Source organism: Acidovorax sp. sif0632 (assembly GCF_019218805.1).
Lineage (GTDB): Bacteria > Pseudomonadota > Gammaproteobacteria > Burkholderiales > Burkholderiaceae_C > Acidovorax > Acidovorax facilis.
The window spans coordinates 228,965-252,871 of record NZ_JAHUWW010000001.1 but is presented as its reverse complement, the minus strand read 5'-3'; the positions used below and the strand labels follow the sequence as shown (position 1 = coordinate 252,871).

The following is a 23,907-nucleotide window of genomic DNA, read 5'->3' as shown; positions in this document are numbered from 1 at the left end:
CCACCTGCCTGCAGCTCACCCACTGGGCGCAGGCTCCACGCCCACAGTGATGGCCTCGTCGCGGGCAATCCGGCCGTCGATCAGCTCCACCAGCCGGTCGCAGCGCGCGGCCAGCCGGGGGTCGTGCGTGACCACGACAAAACTCGTGCCCCGCTCGGCATGGATACGGCGCAGCAGGGCAAACACTTCGGCAGAGGACGCGGTGTCCAGGTTGCCCGTGGGCTCATCGGCCAGCACCAGCGGCGGGTTCATGACCAGCGCGCGCGCAATGGCCACGCGCTGCTGCATGCCGCCTGACAGCTCTGCGGGGCGCTTGTCCATGGCCTGGGCCAGGCCCACAGCGTCGAGCAGGCTGCGCGCGTGATCGCGGTGGGCGGGGCTGACGCGGCCTTCGGCCATGAGGGCCGGCAGCGTCACGTTCTCCAGCGCGGAGAAAGCAGGCAGCAGGTGGTGGAACTGAAAGACAAAGCCCAGGGTGCTGCGCCGGCGCAGGGTCAGGGCCGCATCGTCCAGACCCTGCACCGCCTCGCCGTCCAGCAGATAGCTGCCCGTCGTCATGCGTTCGAGCAGGCCCAGGATGTTGAGCAGCGTGCTCTTGCCCGAGCCCGAAGGCCCCATCAGCGCGATGAACTCGCCCCGGCGCACCTGCAGGTCGATGCCGTGCAGTACCTCGGCCTCGCTGGGGCGGCCCAGGTTGTAGCTCTTGCGCACGGCATCGAGCGTGATCAGTTCGGGGGCGGCGGGTTGGTTCATCACATCCTGATGGCTTGCGCTGGGTCCAGCGCCGCTGCCCGCCGCGCAGGCGCCACCGCCGCCAGCACACCACACACCGAAGCAATGAGTGCAATCTGCAATGCCATGCCCAGCGGCAGCGCGATCGAAAACAACGGCAAGCCATCCGAGCCCCGCACAAAATGGGTGAACACCCAGATCAGCCCCACCGCCAGCAGCAGGCCTAGCACCGAGCCCAGCGCACCCACCACGGCGCCCTGCACCAGAAACACGCGCAGCACCTGGCCCCGCGTGGCGCCCATGGCGCGCAGGATGCCGATCTCCCGGCCCTTTTGCACCACCGAGACTACCAGCACGCTGGCAATGCCCAGCACCACCACCGCCAGCACCACGCCCCGGATGATGGAGGTGCTGATGGACTGCGCATTGAGTGCTGACACCAGCTGGGCATTGCTCTCCTGCCAGCTCTCGATCTTGTAGGGGAACTGCGTTTGCAACGCACGCGCCAGGGTCTGTGCCACCCACACGTCTTTCAAGGTCAGGTCGAGCTGGCTGGCGCCCCCCGGCAGCGCCAGCAGGCTTTGCGCCGCGCGCAGCGGCACGATCACGGTGCGCCGGTTCAGGTCTTTCACCCCCAGGTCCACCAGCGCGGTGACACGCACCGAATCACTCACCGTGCCGCCCGCGCCGCTCGTCTGCAACGTGAGGCGGTCTCCCACTCGCACGCCCAGGTCGGAGGCCAGCTCGCGCCCCACGATGGCCTCGCCCGGTGACAAACGGGCGGTACCACTGACCACCTTGGAGCGCAGCCCCACCACGCGGTCATAGCGGTCCAGGTCCACGCCCATCAGGGCAATGGCCTGCGATGCCTCACCGCGCAGCGCCAGGCCTGAGCCGGACACCATGGGCGACACCCCGGCGACTTCGGGCAAGCGCTCCAGCAGCGGCACCAGCGCCTGCCAGTTGGCGACGGACCGCAGGCGCTGGGCGCGCGGTTGGGTTTCGGTCAGCGCAGCGGTGCCATACAAGGCAGGGGCTGCCGGTATGACCAGGTCGTCCGGCGCCCGCAGGGTGATGTGCGCCTGGGCGCCCAGTGTTTTGGCCAGGGTGTTCGACTGCAGGCCACTGATCAGCGCCGAGATGTAGGCAATGACAGCCACGCCCGCCGCCACGCCCACGATGATGAGCACGGTCTGCATGCGCCCCTCTCGCAGAAAGCGCAGCGCCACACGCAACTCGAAGCCAGGCCAGATCCACATGGCGGAGAGCTCAGCGGCCCATGGCGTTGGTCAGTGCGGAGCCTGCATCGCCCCCCGGGGTGGGGGAAACGGCGGTGGCCGCACCTGCGGACCAGGCCACCGTGCGGGCACGTACGCGGTCGCCCGCCTGCACGGCGCCGCCCCGCAGCACGGTGTCGCCCTCGGCAAGGCCGTCCAGTACCTCGACCGCGTCCAGTGTGCGCAGCCCCAGCCGCACGGGGCGGGCCTGGGCGCGCCCCTCCTGCAACACCAGCACCGTCGCCTGGTCGCCCTCCACCGGGGCGCGCAGGGCCGCCTGGGGCAGTACCAGGGTACGCTCGCGCCGCGCAGTCTCTACCTCGACCGATAAGGTCATGTCCTCGCGCAGAAAGGCGGGGGCCTGCTGCTCCAGCGCAAACTTCACCTCGATGGCACCGCGCTGGGCATCCACCGAGGGTGCGATGGTGAGCACACGCGCTGCAAAGCGCTGGCCCGCAAAGGCATCGGCCACCACCGAGGCCTTTTGGCCCGGCAGCAACTGGTCCAGAAAACGTTCGTCCACCTGGGCCACCAGCTGGGTGGGCCCGGCCAGCGCCAGGCTGAGCAAGGCCTTGCCAGGCTGCACGATCTGCCCGGGCTCGACGTCGCGCACCAGCACGCGGGCATCGGCCGGGGCTACCAGCGTGGTCTGCGCCAGGCGGGCCTGGGCCGCCACCGTGGCCGCCCGGGCCAGCGCCAGCTGCGCCTGCGCCTGGACCACGTCAGTGCCGGCATCGGCGTTGGCCTGGACCTGTGCCTGCGCGCTCAATTGCTGCGCCTGGGCCACATCGACGGCGCGCTGCGCCTCATCGAGCTGCGCGGCGCTATAGAACCCCTGGGCCACCAGCTGCTGCACCCGCGCCAGACTGGCGCTGGCCGCTTGCAGGGTGGCATTGGCCTGTGCGCGCGCTGCCTGTGCAGCGCTGCGGCCGCTACTGCGCAGGCCTACCAGGCGGGACTGCGCCTGGCGCTCGGCCGCCACGGCCTGCGCCAGCGCTGCCGCGAGCTCGTCGGACTCCAGTTGCACCAGCACGTCGCCCCGGCGCACCTGCGCGCCTTCTGTCACTTGCACCTGGGCCACGCGGCCGATGACGGTGCTGCCCACATCCACCCGCGACAACGTGGCCACGCGCGCCGAAAACTGCAGCGTGCGCACCAGCGGCGCCGACTGCACCAACAGGGCATCGACCTGCGGACCACGCAGCACCATCACCCCGGTGAAGGCAGCCACCACCAGCACGACAGCGCCCAACGCAACAGCAAACCAGCGCCTATTCACAGATCTGCCCTGGTTGCCATGCGCTGTGCCTTCCGTCATTCAGAAAACAGCCCTCCAGCTGCCTTGGGCGGCGCCACCCCCAGGTGTCGGAACGCCGCCAGCGTGGCAATACGCCCACGCGGCGTACGCTGCAAAAAGCCTTGCTGGATGAGGTAGGGCTCAATCACGTCTTCGATGGTGCCCGCCTCTTCCCCGATGCTGGCGGCAATGTTGTCCAGCCCCACGGGGCCGCCATCAAAGCGGTGGATGACCGCCTCCAGCAGCTTGCGGTCCATCACGTCAAAACCCTGCGGGTCCACATCCAGCATGGCCAGCGCCTTGTCGGCAATGGGTTTGGTGATGCGCCCGTCGCCCTTGACCTCGGCGTAGTCGCGCACGCGGCGCAGCAGCCGGTTGGCGATGCGGGGCGTGCCGCGCGAGCGGCGGGCAATTTCAAAGCCGCCTTCTTCATCCATGGGCGCATTGAGCAGCCCCGCGCTGCGCTTGACAATGCGCGCCAGCTCTTCGGCTGTGTAGAACTCCAGCCGCGCCACGATGCCAAAGCGGTCGCGCAGCGGGTTGGTCAACATGCCCGCACGTGTGGTGGCGCCCACCAGCGTGAAAGGCTGCAGGTCGAGCTTGATGCTGCGCGCCGCAGGCCCCTCGCCGATCATGATGTCGATCTGGTAGTCCTCCAGCGCGGGGTAGAGAATTTCCTCCACCACAGGCGACAGGCGGTGGATCTCGTCAATGAAAAGAACGTCGTTCTTTTCGAGGTTGGTCAGCAGCGCCGCCAGGTCCTTGGGCTTTTCGAGCACAGGGCCACTGGTCTGGCGCAGGTTGACCCCCAGCTCAGCCGCAATGATGTGACTGAGCGTGGTCTTGCCCAGACCGGGCGGGCCAAACAGCAGCACATGGTCCAGCGCCTCGCCCCGCTTCCTCGCCGCGCCGATGAAGATCTCCAGCTGCTCGCGCGCCTTCGCCTGGCCCACGTACTCCTGCAGGAGCTTGGGGCGCAGCGCGCGCTCGATCGCCTCCTCCTGGGGCGATGCGGGCACGGCCGAGATGACGCGTTTTGCGGGGGCGGGGGCGAAGTCGTCGGTCTGGATCGTCATGCAGCGCGGTTACTTGTCCGCCCAGACATAAAAGCCAATGCCTTCTTCAAGGTACTGCTGGCTCAGGTTGGCGTTGATGTAGTTGCGCTCCGCTGCACTGGTTGTATAGAAGTAGGTGTTCGTGCTGCGGTTGAAGTAGCGGTAGACAGGCATAGCACCATTGCCCGGTGCAGCCTGCCCCCACCATGCGGTGCCTTCCAGCGCCACAGTGGGGAAAGCACGGATCAGACCATCACGCTCTGCCGGGTTGGCCGTGTAAAGGTGCATCTTGCGGGCCAGATCGACCAGGCGATACACCGGGAACAGGCTGGAGTCCTGGTTGGAGCCTTCAACGGGGTAAGCGTAGAAGATCGGACCTTCGTAGATGAAGTTCGATCCAAACTGTTTGATCAGGAGATCCCGCTCGCCAACATTGCTGGTGTAGAAATGCTCCAGGCCAGCGCTGTTGTAGAAGCGATAGACAGGCACCCGCCCCGTGGGGCCAGTGGGTGGCGTGGCAGACGACAGCCAGTTCTTGAGCGCTGCGTTGAACGCCACGTCAAAACGGCCATAGTAATCGGGGACTGTGGTGGCCGTGCAGCTGGAACCACCGCCGTAGAGCGTACCGATCACATGGGTGCCACCCTTGAACAAGGCCGAGCCACTGCTGCCACCTTCGGTGGTGCCCTGGGTCCAGTTCACCTGGTAGTAGTTGCCCGTTGTACCGCTGCACTGGAACTGGGTTTCACTGGTGGGAGTGCAGGAAATCAGGCTGTTCAACGTACCCAGGCTGACCTTGAGCAGGTCGCCCCGGGGATGGTGCAGGCCCACCACAGGTGTGCTCAAAGCCTGGGTGCCCGCATCCCAACCGGCAAAGACGGCCCCTGCAGGAGGTGTGTCGTTCAGCTGCAGCAGGGCCATGTCCATGGCACCCGAGGCGTAGAGCAGCGATGCGCCGTTGACGCGCTGGATGGTGGCACTGGACAGGGTGCGGCTGTTGCACGTTGGCGAACGGAAGAACCAGTCGGTCTGCAGCGAGGCAGCTTCGGACTGCTTGGAGATGCAGTGGTTGGCCGTCAAGAAATACGGCGTGCCAGAAGACCGGCTGTCATTGAGCAATGTGCCCGTGCACAGATAGGTGTTGGCACCGGAAGTGAACAACATGCGCGCCACGGCATTGCGCTCAGTCGCATAGGTATCGTAGCAAGTGGCATCCAGGTGGCACGAAGCCGATTCGTTGATCTTGGTGGAGAGTTCTGCCTCCGTAGGGATCGACAGGTTCTCGAAGATGTGCGACACGCGCGGCACCGAGATGTCCACCGTGCTGGCATCCGCACCTACGGGCAGCTCCAGCTCCAGCGTGGCCTCGTCCGATCCGGTATCTGGCGTCCACCAGGTCTGACCGTCCAGGGTGGTGTCGCCCGCCTGCGCATTGCGCTCAATGCGCTGCAGCACTTCCTGGCCGGAAATCTGGAACACCTTGGAGGCGTTGGCCTGGCTGTACACACGCAGCACTGTGCCTTGTGGCAGCGCCTTGACCACTACGCCCAGGCGCAATCCGTACGCACCTTCGGCCGAAAAACTGATAGCAGCCACCTTACCGCCAGTGGCGGTGGGCTTCCACTGCAACTGCTGCTGTGTCTGGGCTGCGGCGCGGGTGGCCACCACATCGCGCGCTGCACCCACCTGGCGTGGGCCGATACCGCCACCCAGCGAAGCCGTCTTGGAGGCATCCAAGGCTCCCAGGCTCACCCGGGAAGGCGTGGGCGCTGTGACAAGCGCGCTGCGGGATTTGATGTTCGAGACACCCTGGTCCACGCTGGCGGGCTGCACCCAGCCATCCACCATCAGCACAGAGGCCGCCTTTTGCGCGCTGGCCTCGGTACCGCTTCCGCCGCATCCGGCCAACAAGGCAAGCGCCGCACCCCAGGCAACGCCCATCCGCCACATCATTCCATTTTTCATTTCTTTCCCTCGCTCCGGTCAAAACCGCCATTGAACACGAAAACAACTGCCGCAACAAACCCGCAAGTGCACTACCTGGCCAACGCCTTCAGTGCCAGTTTGATGCCATCGCTCACACCCACCTCTGGTGGCAGGGCCTTGAGGGCCGCCGCAGCCTCTTTGTCGTTGTAGCCCAAAGCCAACAGTGCCTGCAGAATGTCGGCCTGTGCGTCACTGGCAGCGGGCCCGTGGGCAGCGCCCATGTCGGCCCCCAGCTTGCCCTTGAGCTCCAGCAGCAGCCGCTCGGCCGTCTTCTTGCCAATGCCCGGCACCTTGACCAGGCGGCCTGCCTCCTGCAGCGTGATGGCCTGGGCCAGATCCGCCACGCCCATGCCGCTCAGGATGGACAGCGCAGTGCGCGGCCCCACGCCCGATATCTTGATCAGCTCGCGGAACGCCTGGCGCTCGGGCGCCGTGGCAAAGCCATACAGCAGCTGCGCGTCTTCGCGCACAATGAACTGGGTCAGCAGGCTCACCTTTTCGCCCACAGCGGGCAGGTTGTAGAACGTGCTCATGGGCACATTCACCTCATAGCCCACGCCATGGCAGTCCAACAGCACCTCGGGGGGATTCTTCTCCAGCAGGGTGCCGGTCAATTTGCCTATCATTGATGTCCTTTGCCGCGCACTGCGGCGATCCAACGGGAATTATCCGCGTGATCCTGCGCCACACCTTCACCCCCCACAACAACACCCGGCTCACGCACCTGTGTGGCCCGGCCGACGCGCACCTGCGCACCATCGAAGTGGCCCTCTCGGTGAGCATTGCGCACCGGCACGAGCAGTTCAAGGTGGACGGCCCCAAAGCGAAGGCCACGCAGGCGATGGAGCTTTTGCAGGCGCTGTACGAGATGGCCGAACGCCCGATCACCGAGGACCACCTGCAGCTCATGCTGGCCGGAGACAGCGCCCTGGTGGAGGCGCCCGAGGGCGCCATCGTGCTCAACACCCGCCGGGCCGACCTGCGCGGCCGCACGCCCACACAGAACCTGTACCTCGAAAACATCGCCAGCCACGACATCACCTTTGGCATCGGCCCTGCAGGCACCGGCAAAACCTATCTCGCCGTGGCCTGCGCCGTGGATGCGCTGGAGCGCAGCGCCGTGCAGCGCATCGTGCTGACCCGCCCAGCGGTCGAGGCGGGCGAGCGCCTGGGTTTTCTGCCCGGCGATCTGGCGCAAAAGGTGGACCCCTACCTGCGCCCGCTGTACGACGCGCTGTACGAACTGATGGGCTACGACAAGGTGATGAAAGCCTTCGAGCGCAACGCGCTGGAAATCGCCCCGCTCGCATTCATGCGCGGGCGCACGCTGAACAACGCCTTCGTGATCCTGGACGAAGCGCAGAACACCACGCCCGAGCAGATGAAGATGTTCCTCACCCGCATCGGCTTTGGCGCCAAGGCCGTGGTCACGGGCGACGTGAGCCAGATCGACCTGCCCAAGGGGGCCATGAGCGGCCTGATCGATGCCGAGCGGGTGCTCAAGCGGGTCAAGGGCATCTCCGTCACCCGCTTCACGACGGCCGACGTGGTGCGCCACCCGCTGGTCGCGCGCATCGTGGATGCGTACGACGCACCGCGCCGCGCCCCGGCTTCTCGCAGCCGGGACTAGCACTATCATTTTGATAGCTTTCAGCGCTTATCCATCAAGCTCTGACGGCCAAAAACAGCAAAAATGTCTTTAAACCAACTCTCCTTGTCGCTGCAGTTCGGCCCGTTCGACGGAGCTGCCGCCCACCGCGCCGTGCTGCCACGCCACAAGGTCACCCGCTGGATTCGCCACGCGCTGGCCACCGATGCCGAGATCACCGTACGCATCGTAGGGGCCGAAGAAGGCCAGCAGCTCAACCGCGAGTACCGCAAGAAGGACTACGCCACCAACGTGCTCACCTTTGACTACACCCAGGAGCCCTTGGTAACGGCCGACCTGGTGCTGTGCGCCCCCGTGATTGAGCGCGAGGCCAAAGAGCAGAACAAAAGCCTAGAAGAACACTACGCCCACATGCTGGTGCATGGCACGCTGCATGCCCAGGGGTGGGATCACGAGACCAGCGAGGCAGATGCCGAGGAGATGGAGGAGTATGAAACCGCCATCCTGCAGGAGTTGGGCTTTGCCGACCCGTACGCGACTTCCTGAACGCTATCCCTGCTGCCGAGGGCAGCGGCGCACTTTTTACCATTTGGTACAAAGTGCTCGCATCTGCCGGGGCTCGGCGTTGTCTTGATAAGCGACGATTGACTCCTCCAGTGCGCGTCTCGCAGACCTGTTGGCACTCCCGCCGCGCGCCCTGCCTGTCTTCCCCCTTTTTGCAGGAGTCTTCTCTGTGATCAATTTCCAGCGACACCCTGCGCCCGTGGCGAATTCGGGCCTGCCATGCTTGTATCGCGCCTTGCTGCTGGCGGCGCCACTCGTTCTGGCGGCCTGCGGGGGCGGCAGTGGCGAATCGGAGCCCGCCGGACTCCCGGCCCCTTCCGGCTTCAGCGTGGCGAGCTACGGCCCCAAGACCTACAACTTGGGCTGGACCGTCACCCCGGGTGCGATGCGCTACGAACTGTTCGAGGACCCTGATGGCGCAGCAGGCCCCCAACCTGAATCGCTATTCGGCGTCGGCGCCGCCAACAACGTCACCAGCTTCCCCATACAGGTTGGGGGGCTGCTGCACGAGCGTGTGAACGCGAGTTACCGGCTGCGCGCCTGCGACACGAGCGGCTGCGGCCCGTTCACGAGCGCGGTAACACCCGACCTCACCCAGGCCATAGGGCGCTTCGACCTGCCTGCCGGCGATCCGAAGCAGCGATTTGGCGCCTACACGAACGCAATTGCCCTGTCGGCCGACGGTTTAACGCTGGCTGTCGGGTCGCCCCGCGAGGGCAGTTCAGACGGCCTGGCAGGGGCGGGCGCGGTGTACATCTTCAGCCGCAGCATGCCAGGCGTTGGCATGCCAGCCCCTGCCTGGGGTCTGCGGGCGCGGCTGGAAGGCAGCAGTCCGGCCGCAAAGATGGCCTTTGGCGCCAGCCTCGCACTATCGGCCAACGGTCGCACGCTGGCAGTGGGTGCACCAGAGGAAAGAAGCAATGCACGCGGCATCAACGGCGATGCGGCCAACCGCGACGCGTATGGCGCGGGGGCTGCTTATATCTTCATGGACAACGGCAGCACCTGGAGCCAGCAGGCCTACATCAAGTCCCGCAACACGCCTGCGAAAGTCGAGACCTGCAGCCGCCTGGACATCTCTGGCACGGCTGTATTTCCATGCACCCCCCAACACTTTGGCTTCAGCGTGGCTCTGTCAGCCGACGGGAACCTGCTGGCGGTAGGAGCGCCCGAAGAAGGTGCTAACTTCACCCCGGGGTCTGCCGCCGTGTTGAGTGGACTCTCCTTCACCGGTGAAACCATTTTTGGGGGCGGCGTCGGAGCCGTTCACACCTTTGCCCGCAACAACGGCGGCTGGGCCGAGCAGGCGCACCTGCCAGGCAGCAGCGCCGACCCGACAATGGCCCGCTTTGGGGCGGTTGTAGCCCTGTCCAGCGACGGCACCGTGCTTGCGGCAAACACCGACAAGGACATCTCGGTCCTGACCCATCTCGGAGGTGTCTGGAGTGCACCCACGCAGGTGTGGCGCGTTCCTGCCGCAGGTGCGCTGACGGGTTCGCACAATCCCTTTGCAATGTCCAGGGACGGAAGCACACTGGCCGTCTTGGACCGCTCTGGAGGTACTGACGTTCAGCTGCGAACATTCACACGCACGGGGGACGCCTGGACGCAGCAGCCCGCATTGCCGGTCAAGGCTGCCGACGGGTTCTTTACAAACAGTGTCATGTTGTCGCTTTCTGCGGACGGCCGCATGCTTGCCGTGGGCAACCTCGACGATGCAAGCAACGCCTCTGGCATCAATGGCAACCCCAACAACCAGGCCTTATATTCAGCCGGAGCCGTCAATGTCTACCGCCGTGACGGCACCACCTGGGCGCACAGGGCCTACCTCAAGGCCCCCCAGCCGCGCGCACTTGCACGCTTCGGTGCCAGCGTCGCCCTGTCCGGTGATGCCAGCACCCTGGCCGTGGGCACCAGCAGTGCTACGGATGGCGTAACACCCGCCGCAGCCGACGCCGCCTATCTGTACTGATTGCATCGGCAGCCGGGACCCCACTGGCGACAGGGCTGAACACCCGACGAGGCTCACGGCAGGCAAAAGTGTTGCACCCGCGCCGTCGCCAATGGTGGCGGCGCCACCCCCTACCATCGGAGCATGCTCGACACGCCTTTGCTGCTCACCGCCGCCTTCGTTGCTGGCGCCCTCAACGCCGTCGCCGGGGGCGGCAGTTTTCTGACCCTGCCCGCCCTCGTCTTCACTGGCGTGCCGCCTGTGGTGGCCAATGCCACGGGCACGGTAGCCCTGCTGCCGGGGTACATGGCCGGAGCATGGGGTTTCCGCGAAGACACGGCACCGCCGCCGGGGCTGTCGATGCGCTTGTTGGTGGTGCTCTCACTCATCGGGGGCGCGGCCGGGGCCGCGCTGCTGCTGGTCACACCCGACGCAACCTTCCGCCGCGTGGTTCCCTGGCTGCTGCTGGCGGCCACGGCGCTGTTTGCATTCGGGCCGCAGCTGCGCCGGATGCTGGCGGGCGGCAAACCCTCCACCGCCAAGGCCACGGTGGGCGTGCTGGCGGTGGCTGCCTATGGCGGCTATTTCAACGGCGGGCTGGGCATCCTTCTGCTGGCGCTGTTCGGCCTGCTGGGGCAGACCAACCTGAACGCTATGAACGGCCTCAAGAACTGGGTGTCGGCCCTGCTTACCGCCATTGCCGTGCTCATCTATGCGGCAGGTGGCGTGGTGCTGTGGCAGCAGGCGCTGATGATGATGGTGGCCGCCACCGCAGGCGGGTATGGTGGTGCACGCGTGGCGCGCAAGCTGCCTGCTAACGTGCTGCGCTGGGGCATTGTGGCTACCGGGCTGGTAATGGCCGCTCTGTTCTTCTGGCGGCAGTGAGCGGCAGCCCCTTGCCGTCCTCGTCGGCATCTCCATCCTTTCCTGCGGACAGCGGCCGGCCATCACCGCGTGCGCTGTGGGCCATGCTGCTTGCGCTGCTCAGCGGGTTTGCACTGAGCCAGGCCTTTCGCACCACCACGGCCATGGTGGCCCAAGGACTGACGGCGGACTTCGGGCTCTCGCCAGGGTCGCTGGGCGCGTTTGCGGGGCTGTTTGGCCTTTCCTTCGGCGTGGCCCAGTTGCTGATGGGCGTGGGGCTGGACCTGTACGGCCTGCGGCGCACGGTACTCACGGCGTTTCCGCTGGCGGTTGCGGGGTCGGCGCTCTCGGCCACCGCGCCGACCTACCCCTGGCTGATGGCAGGGCAACTGCTGATCGGCGTGGGCTGCTCGCCCGCGTTTCTGGCCTGCACGCTGTTCATTGCACGGCATTTTCCAGCGGACCGGTTTGCCTACCTGTCGGGCGTGGCGATGGGTGTGGGTGGCCTGGGCCTGCTGTTCACCGGCACGCCGCTGGCCTGGCTGGTGCAACACGGCGGCGGCTGGCGCACGGGTTATGCCGTGTTGGCGGTGCTCAGCGCGCTGTCGTGGCTGCTGATCTGGCTGCGCGTGCACGAGCCCACTCCGCTGGTGCCTCCCCCGGCGCAGCGCGAAACCTGGGGCCAGGCGCTGCAGGGCTTTGGCCAGCTGCTCACCGTGCCGCACACCTGGGGCATTCTGCTGCTGGGCATGTCGGGCTACGCCGCATTTTTGTCGCTGCGCGGCCTGTGGCTGGCACCGCTGCTGATGGACCGCTACCACCTCTCGCTGGTGGACAGTGGCAACGTTGCGCTGGGGCTCTCGCTGATTGCCCTCTTCGCGCCGGGTCTGGGCGGTCGGCTGGACCCGGGCATCGCCCGCCGCAGGCGCTGGATCGGCAATGCATCGCTGCTCATGGCGAGCCTGTTCATGGTGCTGGCGTTCCTGCACGGGAGCGCTGCGGCCAGCGTGGTGCTGATTTTGCTGATGGGCCTGCTGTCGGGCTATGGCGTGCTGCAGTACGCCGATGTGCGGGCCTCCTATCCGCCCACGCTCACAGGCCGGGCACTGTCGGCCTACACCATGGCGATGTTCCTGGGTGTGGCGCTGATGCAGTGGTTCACTGGCATCGTCGCCACCTGGGCGCAGCGCCAGGGGTGGGATGCCTACACGGCCGTCATGCTGGCCATTGCCACCTGGCTGGCGCTGGCGTCGGCAGGGTTCCGGGTGCTGCCGGTGTCGCCCTTGGTTTCTCTCGAAAATAAAAGGAAAACAAGGCCATAGCGCTTATCCATCAAGCGCTGAATGCTATCTATTTTGACCACTAAGCCGCTGTAGGAGGTATCCGCAGCGGGATGGTCACCGGGCCGTCATTGATGAGGTGCACCTGCATATCGGCGGCAAACTGGCCCGCGGCCACCTCGGGGTGCACCTTGCGCGCCTGGGCAACCACATAGTCGTACAGCCGCCGCCCCTCATCGGGTGCAGCCGCCTGGGTGAAGCTGGGGCGGTTGCCGCCGGTGGTGTCTGCCGCCAGCGTGAACTGGCTGACCAACAGCAGGCCGCCACCGGTGTCCTGCACGCTCTGGTTCATCTTGCCTGCGGCGTCCGAAAAAATGCGCAGCTTGAGGATCTTGGCCAGCAGTTTGTCGGCCTCCATCTCCGTGTCACCGCGTTCGGCACACACCAGCACCAGCAGGCCTGCGCCGATGGCGCCCACGGTCTGCCCGTTCACCTCCACGCGCGCTTCGCGCACACGTTGCAATACGCTGATCACTTCACGGCATCCTTCAAATCGTCACGGGGATCATCAAAATGCGCTTCCACATCGGTGGGCAGCAGCTCGATGGTGGCGCGCAGGCCGGGTACGGCGGTCATCAGCGCACGCTCGACCTGGCCGCGCAGCTCGGCGGCGTGGCGCAGGGTCCAGTCGGCGGGCATGTGCAGGTGCATGTCCACAAACTGGCGCTGGCCCGCACGGCGGGTGGAGACATGGTCAAACCGCACGGCACCGGGCGCCTGCGATTGCACAAACTGGTGCAACGTGGCGTCGATGGTGGCCTGCACCTCGGGCTCTACCGCTGAATCCATCAGGCCCTGGGAGGATCGCCACACCAGCTCCACGCCCTCTTTCAGGATATTCAGCGCCACTGCAATCGCCGCCAGCGCATCCAGCCACAGCCAGCCCGTGAGGGCCGCGCCCGCAATGCCCACCAGCACACCGGCCGAGGTCCACACGTCGGTGACGAGATGGCGCGCATCGGCCTCCAGCGCGATGGAGCGGTACTCGCGGGCCGAGCGGAACATGAGCCACGCGAGAAAGCCATTGAGCGCCGAACTGAGCACCGACAGGCCCAGGCCCCAGCCCAGCTGTTCGATGGGCTGCGGGTCCATCAGCCGGTGCCCGGCCGCCCATAGGATGCCCGCCGACACCCCCACGATGAGGATGCCTTCGAACCCTGACGAAAAATACTCAGCCTTGTGGTGGCCGTAGGGGTGGTCGTCATCCGCAGGCCGCGCCGCCACGGTCACCATGGCCAGCGCAAACATGGCGCTGGCCAGGTTGACAAACGACTCCATCGCATCCGACAGCAGGCCCACCGAGCCAGTGACCACCCAGGCCAGCGTCTTGAGAGCAATGGTGACCCCCGCCACCGCAATAGACGCCCACAGCAGGTTGCGGGGTGTGAGCCATTGGTGAGGCTTTGGAGCAGGGTTGGACATGGGTGGAGGTATTGGAGGAGTAGCGCTGAAGAACCGAGCCGGAATTACACCAGAGCGGCCTTAAGACCCGCTTTACGCCGTTCGCTCAGGCAGCGCTACCTTCGGCGAAGCGCGTCCCGCGCAAGCCCCCATGCCAGAATCCGCGCATGACCCCGGCATGGCGCCGCCGCCTTCCCTCGTACCGCACCCTGCATCTCCCCAGCCTGCTGCTCTGGGCCGTGGTCGCATGCGCGGGCGCCAGCTGGCTGGCCGTCGCGCGTTTGCAGCAGCTGCACGCAGCGTTCGAGACCGACGCGCGCATCGTGCACCGGCTACTGAGCCAGCGTGTGGTGCAGCACGATGCCATCATGGCCACGCTGGCGTTGCTGCAGCCCACCGCTGCAGCGAGCAACAGCACCGACGCCGCATCCCCCCTGCCCCGCCTGCCTTCGGTCTACCCGCAAATTCTGGCGGTGCTGCAGCGCACAGCGCAGAGTGATTGGCCCCCCGCACTACAGGCAGAACTGGCGGCCGCTGAAGCCTCCTCACGCCGCACCGGCCATGCGGCCATGGCAGGGCTGAACCTGCCCGCAGGCCGCTATCACCTCGTGCTGGCAGGCACGCCCGCCAGCTACGCACTGCACATCGACCTGCGCAGCACCATTCCCATGGACGAGTGGCCCATGGACAGGTCCACCAGCCCCGTGCGTGTGACGCTGGAGCGCGATGGCGAGGCTTTCGTCGTACAGCCGGGCCGATCCGAGGTGGGCGCCTGGAGCCGCACCTACGAGTTTCACAAGCTGTTGGCGGCACAAAGCCAGCCGCTGGACGTGGTGGCCCGCCGCAGCGTGGGCCTGCACGAGCTGCCGTGGTGGGGCATGCTGGGCTGGTGCGTGCTGACCGCTGCGCTGTGGGCTGCAGGCCGCGCACTGTGGCGCCAGCGCGTGGCCCGCCAGCGGGCCGAAGAGCTGCTGCGCCTGGGCCAGGTGGCACGCCTGAACACACTGGGCGAGCTGGCCGCCGGCATGGCGCACGAGCTGAACCAGCCACTGACGGCCCTGCTGTCCAGCACCCAGGCCGCCCAGCGCCTGCTGGCCGATGAACCGCCCGACCTCGACACCGCCCAGACGGCCATGGCCCGTGCGGTGGAGCAGGCACGCCGCGCTTCCACTGTGGTGGGTCGCCTGCGCCGCCTGGTGGAGCGCCCCGACCTGGCAGGCCAGGCCCAGCCGCTGGCGCTGCCCACGGCCGTGCACGACGCGCTGCACCTGCTGGAGCCCGAGCTGGCCCAGCGGGGGGTGGTGCCCAGCGTGACCACCACTCCCGACCTGCCCACCGTGCTGGCCGAGCCTGTGGCCCTGCAGCAGATCATCCACAACCTGCTGATGAATGCATTGCAGGCCCTGGAACAGGTGCCAGCCACCGAACGCCAGCTGCACATTGCCCTGGCGCGCACCGATACCGGGCACGTGGCCCTGTCGGTGCGCGACCACGGCCCGGGCATACCACCCGAGGCACGCCAGCGGCTGTTCGAGCCGTTCTACACCACACGCACGGGCGGGCTGGGACTGGGCCTGACACTGTGCGACAGCCTGGCGCAGGCCATGGGCGCGCAGCTGGCCCTGGCGCCTGAGGCCACTGCGCCAGCCCAAGGCCTACGGGGCGCGGAGTTTGTGCTGACCCTGCCCACTGCACCGCCCGCCCATGACCGATAACGCGCAATCCCTCTCGCCCCTGATCCACCTGGTGGACGACGATGCCGCCGTGCGCGACAGCCTCTCCCTGCTCATCAGCACCGTGGGCCTGCGCGTACAGGCCTGGGCCGACCCGCAGTCCTTCATGGCAGGGTTTGACCGCGCCAGCATCGGCGCCATCGTGCTCGATGTGCGCATGCCCGGCATCAGCGGCCTCACGGTGCTGGAGCAGCTGCTCGCGCAGGGCGTGGACCAGCCCATGATCCTGCTGACCGGCCACGGCACGGTGGAGATGTGCCGCCGCGCGTTCAAGGCCGGGGCGGCGGAGTTTCTGGAAAAACCGGTGGACGACGAAGTGCTGATCGAAGCCCTGCAGAACGCCGTGCGCCAGCATGTGCGATCCCGCGAGCGCCACCAGGCCGATCAGCAGGCGCGCGAGCGCTTCGCGCAACTGTCGGCCCGCGAGCGCGAGGTGCTGGGCTTGATCGTGGAGGGCCTGACCAACAAGGAAATCGGCCGCGCGCTGGAGCTGTCGCCCCGCACGGTGGAAACGCACCGCGCCAACCTGTTTGGCAAGCTGGGGGCGGAATCGCTGGCGCAACTGATACGGCGGTATGCGGCGCTGGTGGATGCGGCATCCTGAGCTGCTTTGCCAAGGCCTTCCGTAGTTTTACGGAGGCCCGCGCGTAGCCGCCCGAATGGCTGAAAACCGCAGCGTTTTCTACAGTTCTCCCACGGCGCCACAACGGGTGGTGCCGACGTCAAAAACACCGGAGAACACCATGCAAAACCGCCTCGCCACCATCGCCCTGTCCCTGATCGCCACAGCGGCCAGCGCCGAAGGCGTACGCACCGAAAAGAACATCTCGCTGGACCTGGCCACGCAGATCGCCGCGCAAACCGTCGCCACCTGCAGCGCCAACGGCTACAACGTGACCGCCACCGTGGTGGACCGCGCAGGCACCGTGCGCGCCGTGCACCGCGCCGACAACGCAGGCCCCCACACGCTGGAAGCCAGCCGCCTGAAGGCCTACACCTCGGCATCGGCCAAGAACACCACGCTGGCCATGATGGAAGGCGCGCAGAAAAACCCCGCTGCTGCCAACCTGGTGAACATCCCTGGCTACCTGCTGCTGGGCGGCGGCGTGCCGGTGAAGGTGGGTAACGAAGTCGTCGGCGCCGTGGGCGTGGGCGGCGCACCCGGTGGCCACCTGGACGAGCAATGCGCCGTGGCCGGCATCGCCAAGGTGCAGGATCAGATCAAGTAACCCCCTGTAGCGCTGCGCGCCTTCCCCCCAGGGGGACGCCACCAGCGCGGCGGGGCGGCCCTTGCGCGGTGGCCGCTGGCATGGGCCGCGCACATAGCCAACGCAGCAAGTTCTGCGTAGCGACGGATTGGATATGCCGAGAGGAAAACACCATGGTTCGCTTTTTTGCCTTGCCTTTAGGGCTCACGTGTGCCCTGCTGCTGACACACCCGCGCCCGGCACCCGCCCAGGTGCCTCCCACGGCGGCCGAAACAGCGGCCTACCAGGGCCTGCATGCCGCTGCGGCGCGGGGCGACATGCCGACGTTGAACAAGCTGATTGCCGCAAAGGGTGACCTGAACGCACGCGACGCTTACGGTCGCACACCGCTGCATGTGGCCACATACGCCCGGCAGGCCGAAGCGATCCGCGCCCTTGCCAAAGCGGGCGCTGGCCTGGATCTGCTGGAAAACGACCGTTACGACGCCGTGACCATTGCCGCCGTGGCCGACGACGAGGCCACGCTGCGCGTGCTGCTGCAACTGGGCGCCAGCGCCAAACAGGTGACCAGCCGCTACGACGGCACGGCGCTCATCGCCGCTGCCCACCTGGGGCACGACGGCGTGGTGCGCCAGCTGATCGCCGCTGGCGCGCCGCTCGACCATGTGAACAACCTGCACTGGACGGCGCTCATCGAGTCCATCGTGCTGGGCAACGGCGGCCCGCGCCACCAAGCGACCCTGCAAGCCCTGTTGCGGGCGGGTGCGAGCCAAACGCTGACCGACCGGCAGGGCAACACGCCGCTCCAACTTGCACGGCAGCGCGGCTTCAGCGAAATGGTGCGGATGCTGGAAGAGGCAGGCGCCAGGTAAAGAGACGGCGGGTGCGGCAAGCACCCATGCCAATGTCCTCCAAACGCACTTCGCTTCAGCGGTACAGCTTAGCGCCCGCCATGCGCACCTTGTCGGCGCGCGCCGCGCCCAGGGCATTCACCACCGGCTCCCACACACCCGCGTAGGCGGGCATGGCGTCCGGAGCAAACGCCGTATGGGGCCAGTCCGAACCCCACACCAGCCGCTCACCCATCAGACCGGCCACGCGGCGGATCGCGCCGTGCAGTTCGGCGTAGGGGGCTCCGGCCTGAAGGCGGTACCAGCCCGACAGCTTGACCCATGCCCCCAGGTCGGCCAGCCTTGCCAGCGCCTGCCAGGCCGCATCGTCCTGCGCCAAGGCGGCGTGCATCCCCGCCAGATGGTCCAGCACACAGGGCAGCCCCGTTTGCGCATGCAGCTGGGCAATCTGCGCGAGTTGTGCGGGTGCTGCATACCACTGCACATGCCAGCCCAGCGCCTTCAGGCGGGGCGCCAGCGCCTGCATGGCCTGCGCCCCGTTGCCCACGGGAGACACCAGATTGAAACGCACGCCGCGCACGCCCAGTGCGTGCATGGTGTGCAGTTCGCTGTCGGCAATGTCGGTATCCACCACCACCACCGCGCGGTGCCGACCCGGTTCGCGGGCCAGGGCGTCGAGCACCAGCCGGTTGTCGGTGCCGTACACGCTGGGCTGCACCAACACGAGGTGGCCCACGCCCAGCTTCGCGGCTTCTGCCTCAATGCGTTCGAGGGGCTGGTGCGCAGGCTGGTAGTGCCCAGCCTGGACCCGGGCGGCGGCATCAAACACATGGACGTGCGTGTCCCATCCCTCCAGGGCATCCCGCAACGGTGTGGATGTGGCCAGCGCACCCATGGGTCAGCCCACCACGATCTTGCGCTCACGGATGACCTTGCCCCACTGCGCTTGCTGGGCCTGGATGAACTTGCCCGCACTGGCCTGGGTGGCATCGGGAAAGGCATCGCCGCCCAGCGCGCGGATGCGTCCCAGCACCTCAGGGTCTGCCAGTGCCTTGCGGATGGCGTTGACCAGCTGCGTGCGCACCTCGGGCGCAATGCCCGCCGGAGCCAGCACGGGGTTCCACTCCAGCACTTCGTAGTCGGCCACACCGGCCTGCGCCATGGTGGGCACATCGGGCAGCGAACGGGCGCGCACGGCGCTGGTCACTGCCAGCGGCCGCAGCTTGCCCGCCTGGATATGGCCCAGGGACGAGGCCACATTGGCAAAGAACAGCGGCACCTGGCCTCCCATCACGTCGTTCATGGCAGGGCCGCCCCCACGGTAGGGAATGTGGGACAGCCGCACGCCTGTGCGCTCTTCAAACAACGCCCCCGCCAGATGCTGGGCCGAGCCATTGCCGGACGACGCATAGGCCACGTCCTCGGGCTTGGCCTTGGCGCGTGCGATGACCTCCTTGACGGAATTGACACCGAAGCCCGGGTGGCACACCAGCACGTTCGGAAAGGTCGCCAACACGGCCAGTGGCACAAAGGCCGTGTTGCTGTCGTAGGGCAGCTTGGGGTAGAGCGATGGATTGACAGCGAACGACGATGCATCGAGCAGCAGTGTGGTGCCATCCGGCGTGGCGCGGGCCACGGCCGATGCGGCCAGCTGGCCGCTGGCGCCGGGCTTGTTGTCCACCACCACGCCTTGCCCCAGCGCCTCGGCCATGCGGGGCGCGATGATGCGGGCCATCAGGTCGGCACCGCCGCCTGCCGGGTAAGAGACAACCAGGGTCACGGTGCGTCCGCCGCCCACGCCCGCGGCGCGGGTGTGCACCCAGGGGGCGGCCAAGGTGGCGCCCACAGCAGCCAGCGCCGCGCGGCGCGACAGACCAGGGGGGTTCAGAGGATCGGACAGATGGGGCATACAGGTCTCCTTGGTTGAGTTTTCAGGCGTTCAGGGGGCCCCGCAGGAAGCTGGCGCCCCAAGTCCAGCAGGGGGTGTGGAACTGGCTTGCCAGGCCACGGACACCCCCACGGTTGTCGTTCATGTAATGGTCACGGTGTAGTGAAAGGCATGGGCATCGCCGCGCGTGGTGCGCCATTCGACGCAGCGCCCGCCCAGGTCGTAGGCGGCCCGTTGCACCACCACGCCCGGATGGCCTGCGGCCAGCCCCAGGGGGATGGCTTGAGCGGCCGTCAGCACGGCAAAGCCAATGTCGTCCACGGCACGGTGCACATGCACGCCGCAGCGCCGCGCGAACATGGGGTACAGCAGGTCGTCCCATTCGGCGGTGCTGCCTTCAGCCAGGGGAGCAAACACATCCAGCGGCAACCACAGCTCTTCCAGCAGGCAGGGCTGGTCGGCCAGCAGGCGCAAACGCTGCAGCCGCAGCACCATCTCGCCCGTGGCCAAGCCCAGCCTGCGGGCCACGGCGGCCGGGGCCGCCACGCGCTGGCGTGACAGGATGCGCGAGCGTGGCATTTCGCCACTGCCACTGTCAAACCTAAAAAAGCGCAGCATCGACGCACCGGCAATCCCCTGGCGCACAAAGGTGCCCCGGCCGTGTATGCGTTCCACCAGGCCTTGCGCCACCAGGAGTTCCAGCGCTCGGCGCATGGTGCCCAGCGCCACCTGGTGCTCGGTGGCCAGCAGGCTTTCTGCCGGCAGGGCCGAGCCGGGTGGCCACTCCCCTGCCACCACGCGGGCACGCAGGGCGGCGGCCAGGGCGGCGTAGCGGCTCAGTCCCGGGGCACTGTCAAAGGCAACAACTTTGTGGGATGTGGTCATGCCAAGAACTATAGTCCTCTATAGGTCTTGGTGCAATGCGCAGATGCCACAGGCGGCGTGAAAAAAACAGCTGCGGAAATGATCCGCCGCCGGGCAGAACCTGATCACTATCAAGTAGATAGCAACAAATGACACCCATCAAGCGCTGGCGGCATTTTTCACCCAAACTTTCACCTGCCACCAGCGCAGCCAGCCTCCGCGCAGCGGCGCTGGCCCCACGTGAGCGCCTCGGAGCTGAGAGTTGTTTAGCCGAGCCCGAAAAGCGCGCGAAAACGCCTCGGATCTAGGCGCAAAGCACAGCCACAGCTCGGGCTATGGCGAGCATTTGCAACGACGAGCCGGGGCGTTTTCGCGTGCAAGGCGGGCATGGATAAAAGACTCTCAGCCTCTCAGTCCGTGACGAGCCGCGCCTTCACGGTCTTGCCCTTCACGCGGCCCTGGTTCAGGCGCTGCGCGGCCTGCGCGCCAATGGCGCGGTCCACCGCCACGTAGGTCGAGAAGTCGTTCACATTGATCTTGCCGATCTGCTCGCGGGTGTAGCCCATCTCGCCGGTCAGCGCACCCAGTACGTCGCCCGCACGGATCTTTTCCTTGCGGCCACCGATGATCTGGATGGAGACCATGGGCGGCACCAGCGGGCCGCTGCCCGTGGGCGTGAGGTCCGCCACAGGGAACCAGCGCGACTCGCGGCCCTGCAGTTGCTCGATCTTGCCCACGGAGCCCATCTCGTCCAGGCTGGCCAGGTTCAGCGCCAGGCCGTCGGCATCGCCCCGGCCGGTGCGGCCAATGCGGTGGATGTGCACCTCGGGGTCGGGCGTCACATCCACGTTGATCACGGCGGCCAGGTTGGCAATGTCGAGGCCGCGCGCGGCCACGTCGGTGGCCACCAGCACCGAGCAACTGCGGTTGGCAAACTGCACCAGCACCTGATCACGCTCACGTTGTTCCAGCTCGCCAAACAACGCCAGCGCGCTGAAGCCCTGGGCCTGCAGCACCCCCACCAGGTCGCGGCACTGCTGCTTGGTGTTGCAAAAGGCGATGGACGATTCTGGGCGGAAGTGGTTGAGCAGCTGCGACACCGTGTGCAGGCGCTCGCTGTTTTTCACCTCGTACCAGCGCTGCTCGATCTTGCCTTCGGCATGCTGGGCCTGCACCGTGATCTGCTCGGGCGACTTCATGAACTGGGCGCTGAGCTTGGCGATGCCCTCGGGGTACGTTGCCGAAAACAGCAGCGTCTGGCGCTCCTTGGGGCACTGCTTGGCCACCACGACGATGTCGTCGAAGAAGCCCATGTCGAGCATGCGGTCGGCCTCATCGAGCACCAGGGTGTTGAGCGCCTCCAGCGACAGGTGCTGGCGCTCCAGGTGGTCCATCACGCGGCCGGGCGTGCCCACCACGATGTGCGCGCCATGCTCCAGGCTCAGCGTCTGTGCGCGCAGCGGCACGCCGCCACACAGGGTCACGACCTTGATGTTTTCTTCGGCCCGCGCCAGGCGGCGGATCTCGGTGGTCACCTGGTCGGCCAGCTCGCGCGTGGGGCACAGCACCAGCGCCTGCACCGCAAAACGGCGGGGGTTGAGGTTGGCCAGCAGGGCCAGGGCAAACGCGGCGGTCTTGCCGCTGCCGGTGCTGGCCTGGGCGATCAGGTCCTTGCCCAGCAACGCGGGCGGCAGGCTGGCCGCCTGGATGGGGGTCATGGTGGTGTAGCCCAGCTGCTGCAGGTTGGCCAGCGTGGCGGGGCTCAGGGCCAGCGCGCTGAAATCAGCGCGGGCTTGGTTTTCTTTGGAGGTCATGGGTCGATTATCCGGCCCCGCCTTCACCAGCCGCTATGCCTGCAGGGCCAACACCCCCACAAACGCCAGGGTGTGCGCCAGCACGCCCGGTGCCACAGCCAGCGCGTAGCGCCAGCCACCACTGGCCAGGGCCACCGCGCACTTGCTGCCTGCATGCACCAGCAGCGCGGCCATCAGGGCCTGTGCGATGGCGGGTGCGGCCGCGCTGTGCGGGCCGCCGCGCACCAGCACGGCCGCCGTGGCGGCATGCACGTCGGCCAGGGCCGCCAGCAGCGCGCCTGCCAGCATGCCCGCGTCGCCTTGCCACGCCGTGAGCCCCTGCACACCGGCCTGAATGCCAGTGAGCAGAGCCGCAATCAGCAAGGCATCGCGCAGCTTGAACATAGGGGTGTCAGGGGGTACAGCAACCGCCACCTCCGCACCGGCGTCCATAGCCTTCGCAGACAGGTGCGCCGCGCCGCGCCCGCCCCACCATCCCACGACGGCCGCCACACACCCGCCCGCCAGCGCGGGCAGCCACAGCCGAGCCAGCCACTGCGGCTGCACGGTGGCGGCCACCACCACGATCTGGGCCATGGTGGCCACACACGACAGCACCGCTGCGCCTGCGTTGGTGCGCGCCGTGGCCCGGCCCGCTCGCACCTCCATACCCAGGCTGCCGATGGTGGCGGTGCTCGACACAAACCCGGAGGCCAGCGCCGACAGCGCCACGGCATGGCGCGCCTGCATCAGTCGCTTGGCCAAGTGCGCCAGCGACTGGATCACCAGCAGCACGATGACCAGGCGCACCACCACCTGCGGGTTCAGCACGCCTTGCCACAGGGGGGTGTTGGGGGCCAGTGGATACACCAGCAAAGCCAAGGCGGCCAGAATGAGCCCGCTGCGCACCTCGCCGGGCTGCAGCCACTGGTTGGAAAACTGGTGCAACACGTCCCGCAACGCCAGCAGCCCCGTCACCACCACCGCCAGGGCGGCGGCCAGCAACTGGTCGCGCGCGCAGGTCACCCCGATCAGATAGGCCAGAAACAAGGCGATCTCGGTGGTGACGCCAGGGTCGCCAGAGCGGTCGCGCGCATAGGCCACCACCGTGAGGGCCGCTACCAACACGGCCCCCACCACCACCAGCACAGGAACCGCCGTGAGCGCAGCTGCCGCGCCCCCCAGGGAAGCCAGGGTGAACGACCGCACCCCGGCCAGCGCCCGGTCGGGCCCCGCCCCTTTGCGACGCTCGCGCTCAATACCCATCAGCAAACCGCACCCCGCTGCGCTCGCCAGCACGGCCAGCGCTGAGGAAAAACCTCCGAACTCCTGCATGGAACTCCCGCACCTTTCCTGTCTTTTGTTCTTGTGGCAATGCCCCATGGTGACAGAAAGACCCACCGCAACCCACCCACCCGCGCAGCAAACTTGCATGGGGAGTTGCCCCAAGCCTTGCTGTCAGGTCTATCGGCTATAACAAAACCCATCAGCGCC

General features: G+C 67.2%; 22 protein-coding genes. 9 read left to right on the top strand and 13 right to left on the bottom strand.

What is annotated here, in order from left to right; genetic code table 11:
- Nucleotides 1-15: 15 nt before the first annotated feature.
- The 6 genes from KW832_RS01105 to ruvA all read right to left on the bottom strand — a co-directional run bounded on the left by KW832_RS01105 (nt 16) and on the right by ruvA (nt 6,973).
- A complete protein-coding gene (locus KW832_RS01105; RefSeq protein ID WP_055396398.1) occupies nt 16-753 on the bottom strand; it encodes an ABC transporter ATP-binding protein in 738 nt (245 codons plus the stop codon).
- Nucleotides 753-1,991: an FtsX-like permease family protein gene (locus tag KW832_RS01100; RefSeq protein ID WP_218298930.1), complete on the bottom strand. Its 1,239-nt coding sequence runs from the start codon at nt 1,989-1,991 to the stop codon at nt 753-755. The genes KW832_RS01105 and KW832_RS01100 overlap by 1 nt, the downstream gene beginning before the upstream one ends.
- A 10-nt stretch (nt 1,992-2,001) precedes the next feature.
- On the bottom strand, nt 2,002-3,288 hold the full coding sequence (locus KW832_RS01095; RefSeq protein WP_218298931.1) for an efflux RND transporter periplasmic adaptor subunit: 1,287 nt from the start codon (nt 3,286-3,288) through the stop codon (nt 2,002-2,004).
- Nucleotides 3,289-3,323: 35 nt separating this feature from the next.
- Nucleotides 3,324-4,382 carry a Holliday junction branch migration DNA helicase RuvB gene (ruvB, locus tag KW832_RS01090; RefSeq protein ID WP_055396394.1) on the bottom strand — a complete coding sequence of 353 codons (1,059 nt, stop codon included), beginning with the start codon at nt 4,380-4,382 and terminating at the stop codon, nt 3,324-3,326.
- A gap of 9 nt (nt 4,383-4,391) precedes the next feature.
- On the bottom strand, nt 4,392-6,302 hold the full coding sequence (locus tag KW832_RS01085) for a trypsin-like peptidase domain-containing protein (protein WP_255577445.1): 1,911 nt from the start codon (nt 6,300-6,302) through the stop codon (nt 4,392-4,394).
- A 95-nt stretch (nt 6,303-6,397) separates the two neighbouring features.
- Nucleotides 6,398-6,973, bottom strand: a complete 576-nt coding sequence (gene ruvA, locus KW832_RS01080; protein ID WP_121507662.1) for a Holliday junction branch migration protein RuvA — start codon at nt 6,971-6,973, stop codon at nt 6,398-6,400.
- 47 nt (nt 6,974-7,020) lie between these two features.
- Here ruvA and KW832_RS01075 point away from each other — a divergent pair, with 47 nt between their 5' ends.
- The 5 genes from KW832_RS01075 to KW832_RS01055 all read left to right on the top strand — a co-directional run bounded on the left by KW832_RS01075 (nt 7,021) and on the right by KW832_RS01055 (nt 12,657).
- Entirely contained in the window at nt 7,021-7,977 is a 957-nt protein-coding gene (locus KW832_RS01075; RefSeq protein WP_055396485.1) for a PhoH family protein, read from the top strand.
- Nucleotides 7,978-8,040: 63 nt separating this feature from the next.
- Nucleotides 8,041-8,502: an rRNA maturation RNase YbeY gene (ybeY, locus tag KW832_RS01070; RefSeq protein WP_218298932.1), complete on the top strand. Its 462-nt coding sequence runs from the start codon at nt 8,041-8,043 to the stop codon at nt 8,500-8,502.
- Nucleotides 8,503-8,689: 187 nt separating this feature from the next.
- Entirely contained in the window at nt 8,690-10,492 is a 1,803-nt protein-coding gene (locus KW832_RS01065) for a hypothetical protein (RefSeq protein ID WP_218298933.1), read from the top strand.
- A gap of 123 nt (nt 10,493-10,615) precedes the next feature.
- Complete coding sequence (locus KW832_RS01060) at nt 10,616-11,356, top strand: sulfite exporter TauE/SafE family protein (RefSeq protein WP_218298934.1); 741 nt, start codon at nt 10,616-10,618, stop codon at nt 11,354-11,356.
- Nucleotides 11,357-11,439: 83 nt separating this feature from the next.
- Complete coding sequence (locus tag KW832_RS01055; protein ID WP_218298935.1) at nt 11,440-12,657, top strand: MFS transporter; 1,218 nt, start codon at nt 11,440-11,442, stop codon at nt 12,655-12,657.
- Between the two features lie 40 nt (nt 12,658-12,697).
- On the opposite strand, the gene dtd is transcribed toward KW832_RS01055, so the two are convergent.
- Complete coding sequence (gene dtd / locus KW832_RS01050; protein ID WP_218298936.1) at nt 12,698-13,150, bottom strand: D-aminoacyl-tRNA deacylase; 453 nt, start codon at nt 13,148-13,150, stop codon at nt 12,698-12,700.
- Nucleotides 13,147-14,097: a cation diffusion facilitator family transporter gene (locus tag KW832_RS01045; protein WP_218298937.1), complete on the bottom strand. Its 951-nt coding sequence runs from the start codon at nt 14,095-14,097 to the stop codon at nt 13,147-13,149. The genes dtd and KW832_RS01045 overlap by 4 nt, the downstream gene beginning before the upstream one ends.
- 146 nt (nt 14,098-14,243) lie before the next feature.
- Here KW832_RS01045 and KW832_RS01040 point away from each other — a divergent pair, with 146 nt between their 5' ends.
- The 4 genes from KW832_RS01040 (at nt 14,244) to KW832_RS01025 (ending at nt 17,889) form a co-directional block, all read left to right on the top strand.
- On the top strand, nt 14,244-15,791 hold the full coding sequence (locus KW832_RS01040; RefSeq protein WP_218298938.1) for a sensor histidine kinase: 1,548 nt from the start codon (nt 14,244-14,246) through the stop codon (nt 15,789-15,791).
- Nucleotides 15,781-16,413, top strand: a complete 633-nt coding sequence (locus KW832_RS01035) for a response regulator transcription factor (RefSeq protein ID WP_218298939.1) — start codon at nt 15,781-15,783, stop codon at nt 16,411-16,413. The genes KW832_RS01040 and KW832_RS01035 overlap by 11 nt, the downstream gene beginning before the upstream one ends.
- Before the next feature lie 139 nt (nt 16,414-16,552).
- On the top strand, nt 16,553-17,038 hold the full coding sequence (locus tag KW832_RS01030) for a heme-binding protein (RefSeq protein ID WP_218298940.1): 486 nt from the start codon (nt 16,553-16,555) through the stop codon (nt 17,036-17,038).
- Nucleotides 17,039-17,190: 152 nt separating this feature from the next.
- Nucleotides 17,191-17,889, top strand: coding sequence for an ankyrin repeat domain-containing protein (locus KW832_RS01025; protein WP_255577441.1), 699 nt, complete (start codon nt 17,191-17,193; stop codon nt 17,887-17,889).
- Between the two features lie 55 nt (nt 17,890-17,944).
- Here the strand turns inward: KW832_RS01025 and KW832_RS01020 are convergent, their stop codons facing one another.
- From KW832_RS01020 to KW832_RS01000, 5 genes are all read right to left on the bottom strand, one after another.
- Nucleotides 17,945-18,763 (bottom strand): amidohydrolase, encoded by an 819-nt coding sequence (locus tag KW832_RS01020; protein ID WP_218298941.1) that lies wholly within the window; start codon nt 18,761-18,763, stop codon nt 17,945-17,947.
- Nucleotides 18,764-18,766: 3 nt separating this feature from the next.
- Nucleotides 18,767-19,777 (bottom strand): tripartite tricarboxylate transporter substrate binding protein, encoded by a 1,011-nt coding sequence (locus KW832_RS01015; protein WP_176888175.1) that lies wholly within the window; start codon nt 19,775-19,777, stop codon nt 18,767-18,769.
- Between the two features lie 120 nt (nt 19,778-19,897).
- Nucleotides 19,898-20,641, bottom strand: a complete 744-nt coding sequence (locus KW832_RS01010; RefSeq protein ID WP_055396362.1) for a GntR family transcriptional regulator — start codon at nt 20,639-20,641, stop codon at nt 19,898-19,900.
- 389 nt (nt 20,642-21,030) lie between these two features.
- Nucleotides 21,031-22,434: an ATP-dependent RNA helicase DbpA gene (gene dbpA / locus KW832_RS01005; RefSeq protein ID WP_218298942.1), complete on the bottom strand. Its 1,404-nt coding sequence runs from the start codon at nt 22,432-22,434 to the stop codon at nt 21,031-21,033.
- 33 nt (nt 22,435-22,467) lie between these two features.
- Nucleotides 22,468-23,748 carry a DUF4010 domain-containing protein gene (locus KW832_RS01000; protein WP_218298943.1) on the bottom strand — a complete coding sequence of 427 codons (1,281 nt, stop codon included), beginning with the start codon at nt 23,746-23,748 and terminating at the stop codon, nt 22,468-22,470.
- Nucleotides 23,749-23,907: the final 159 nt, after the last annotated feature.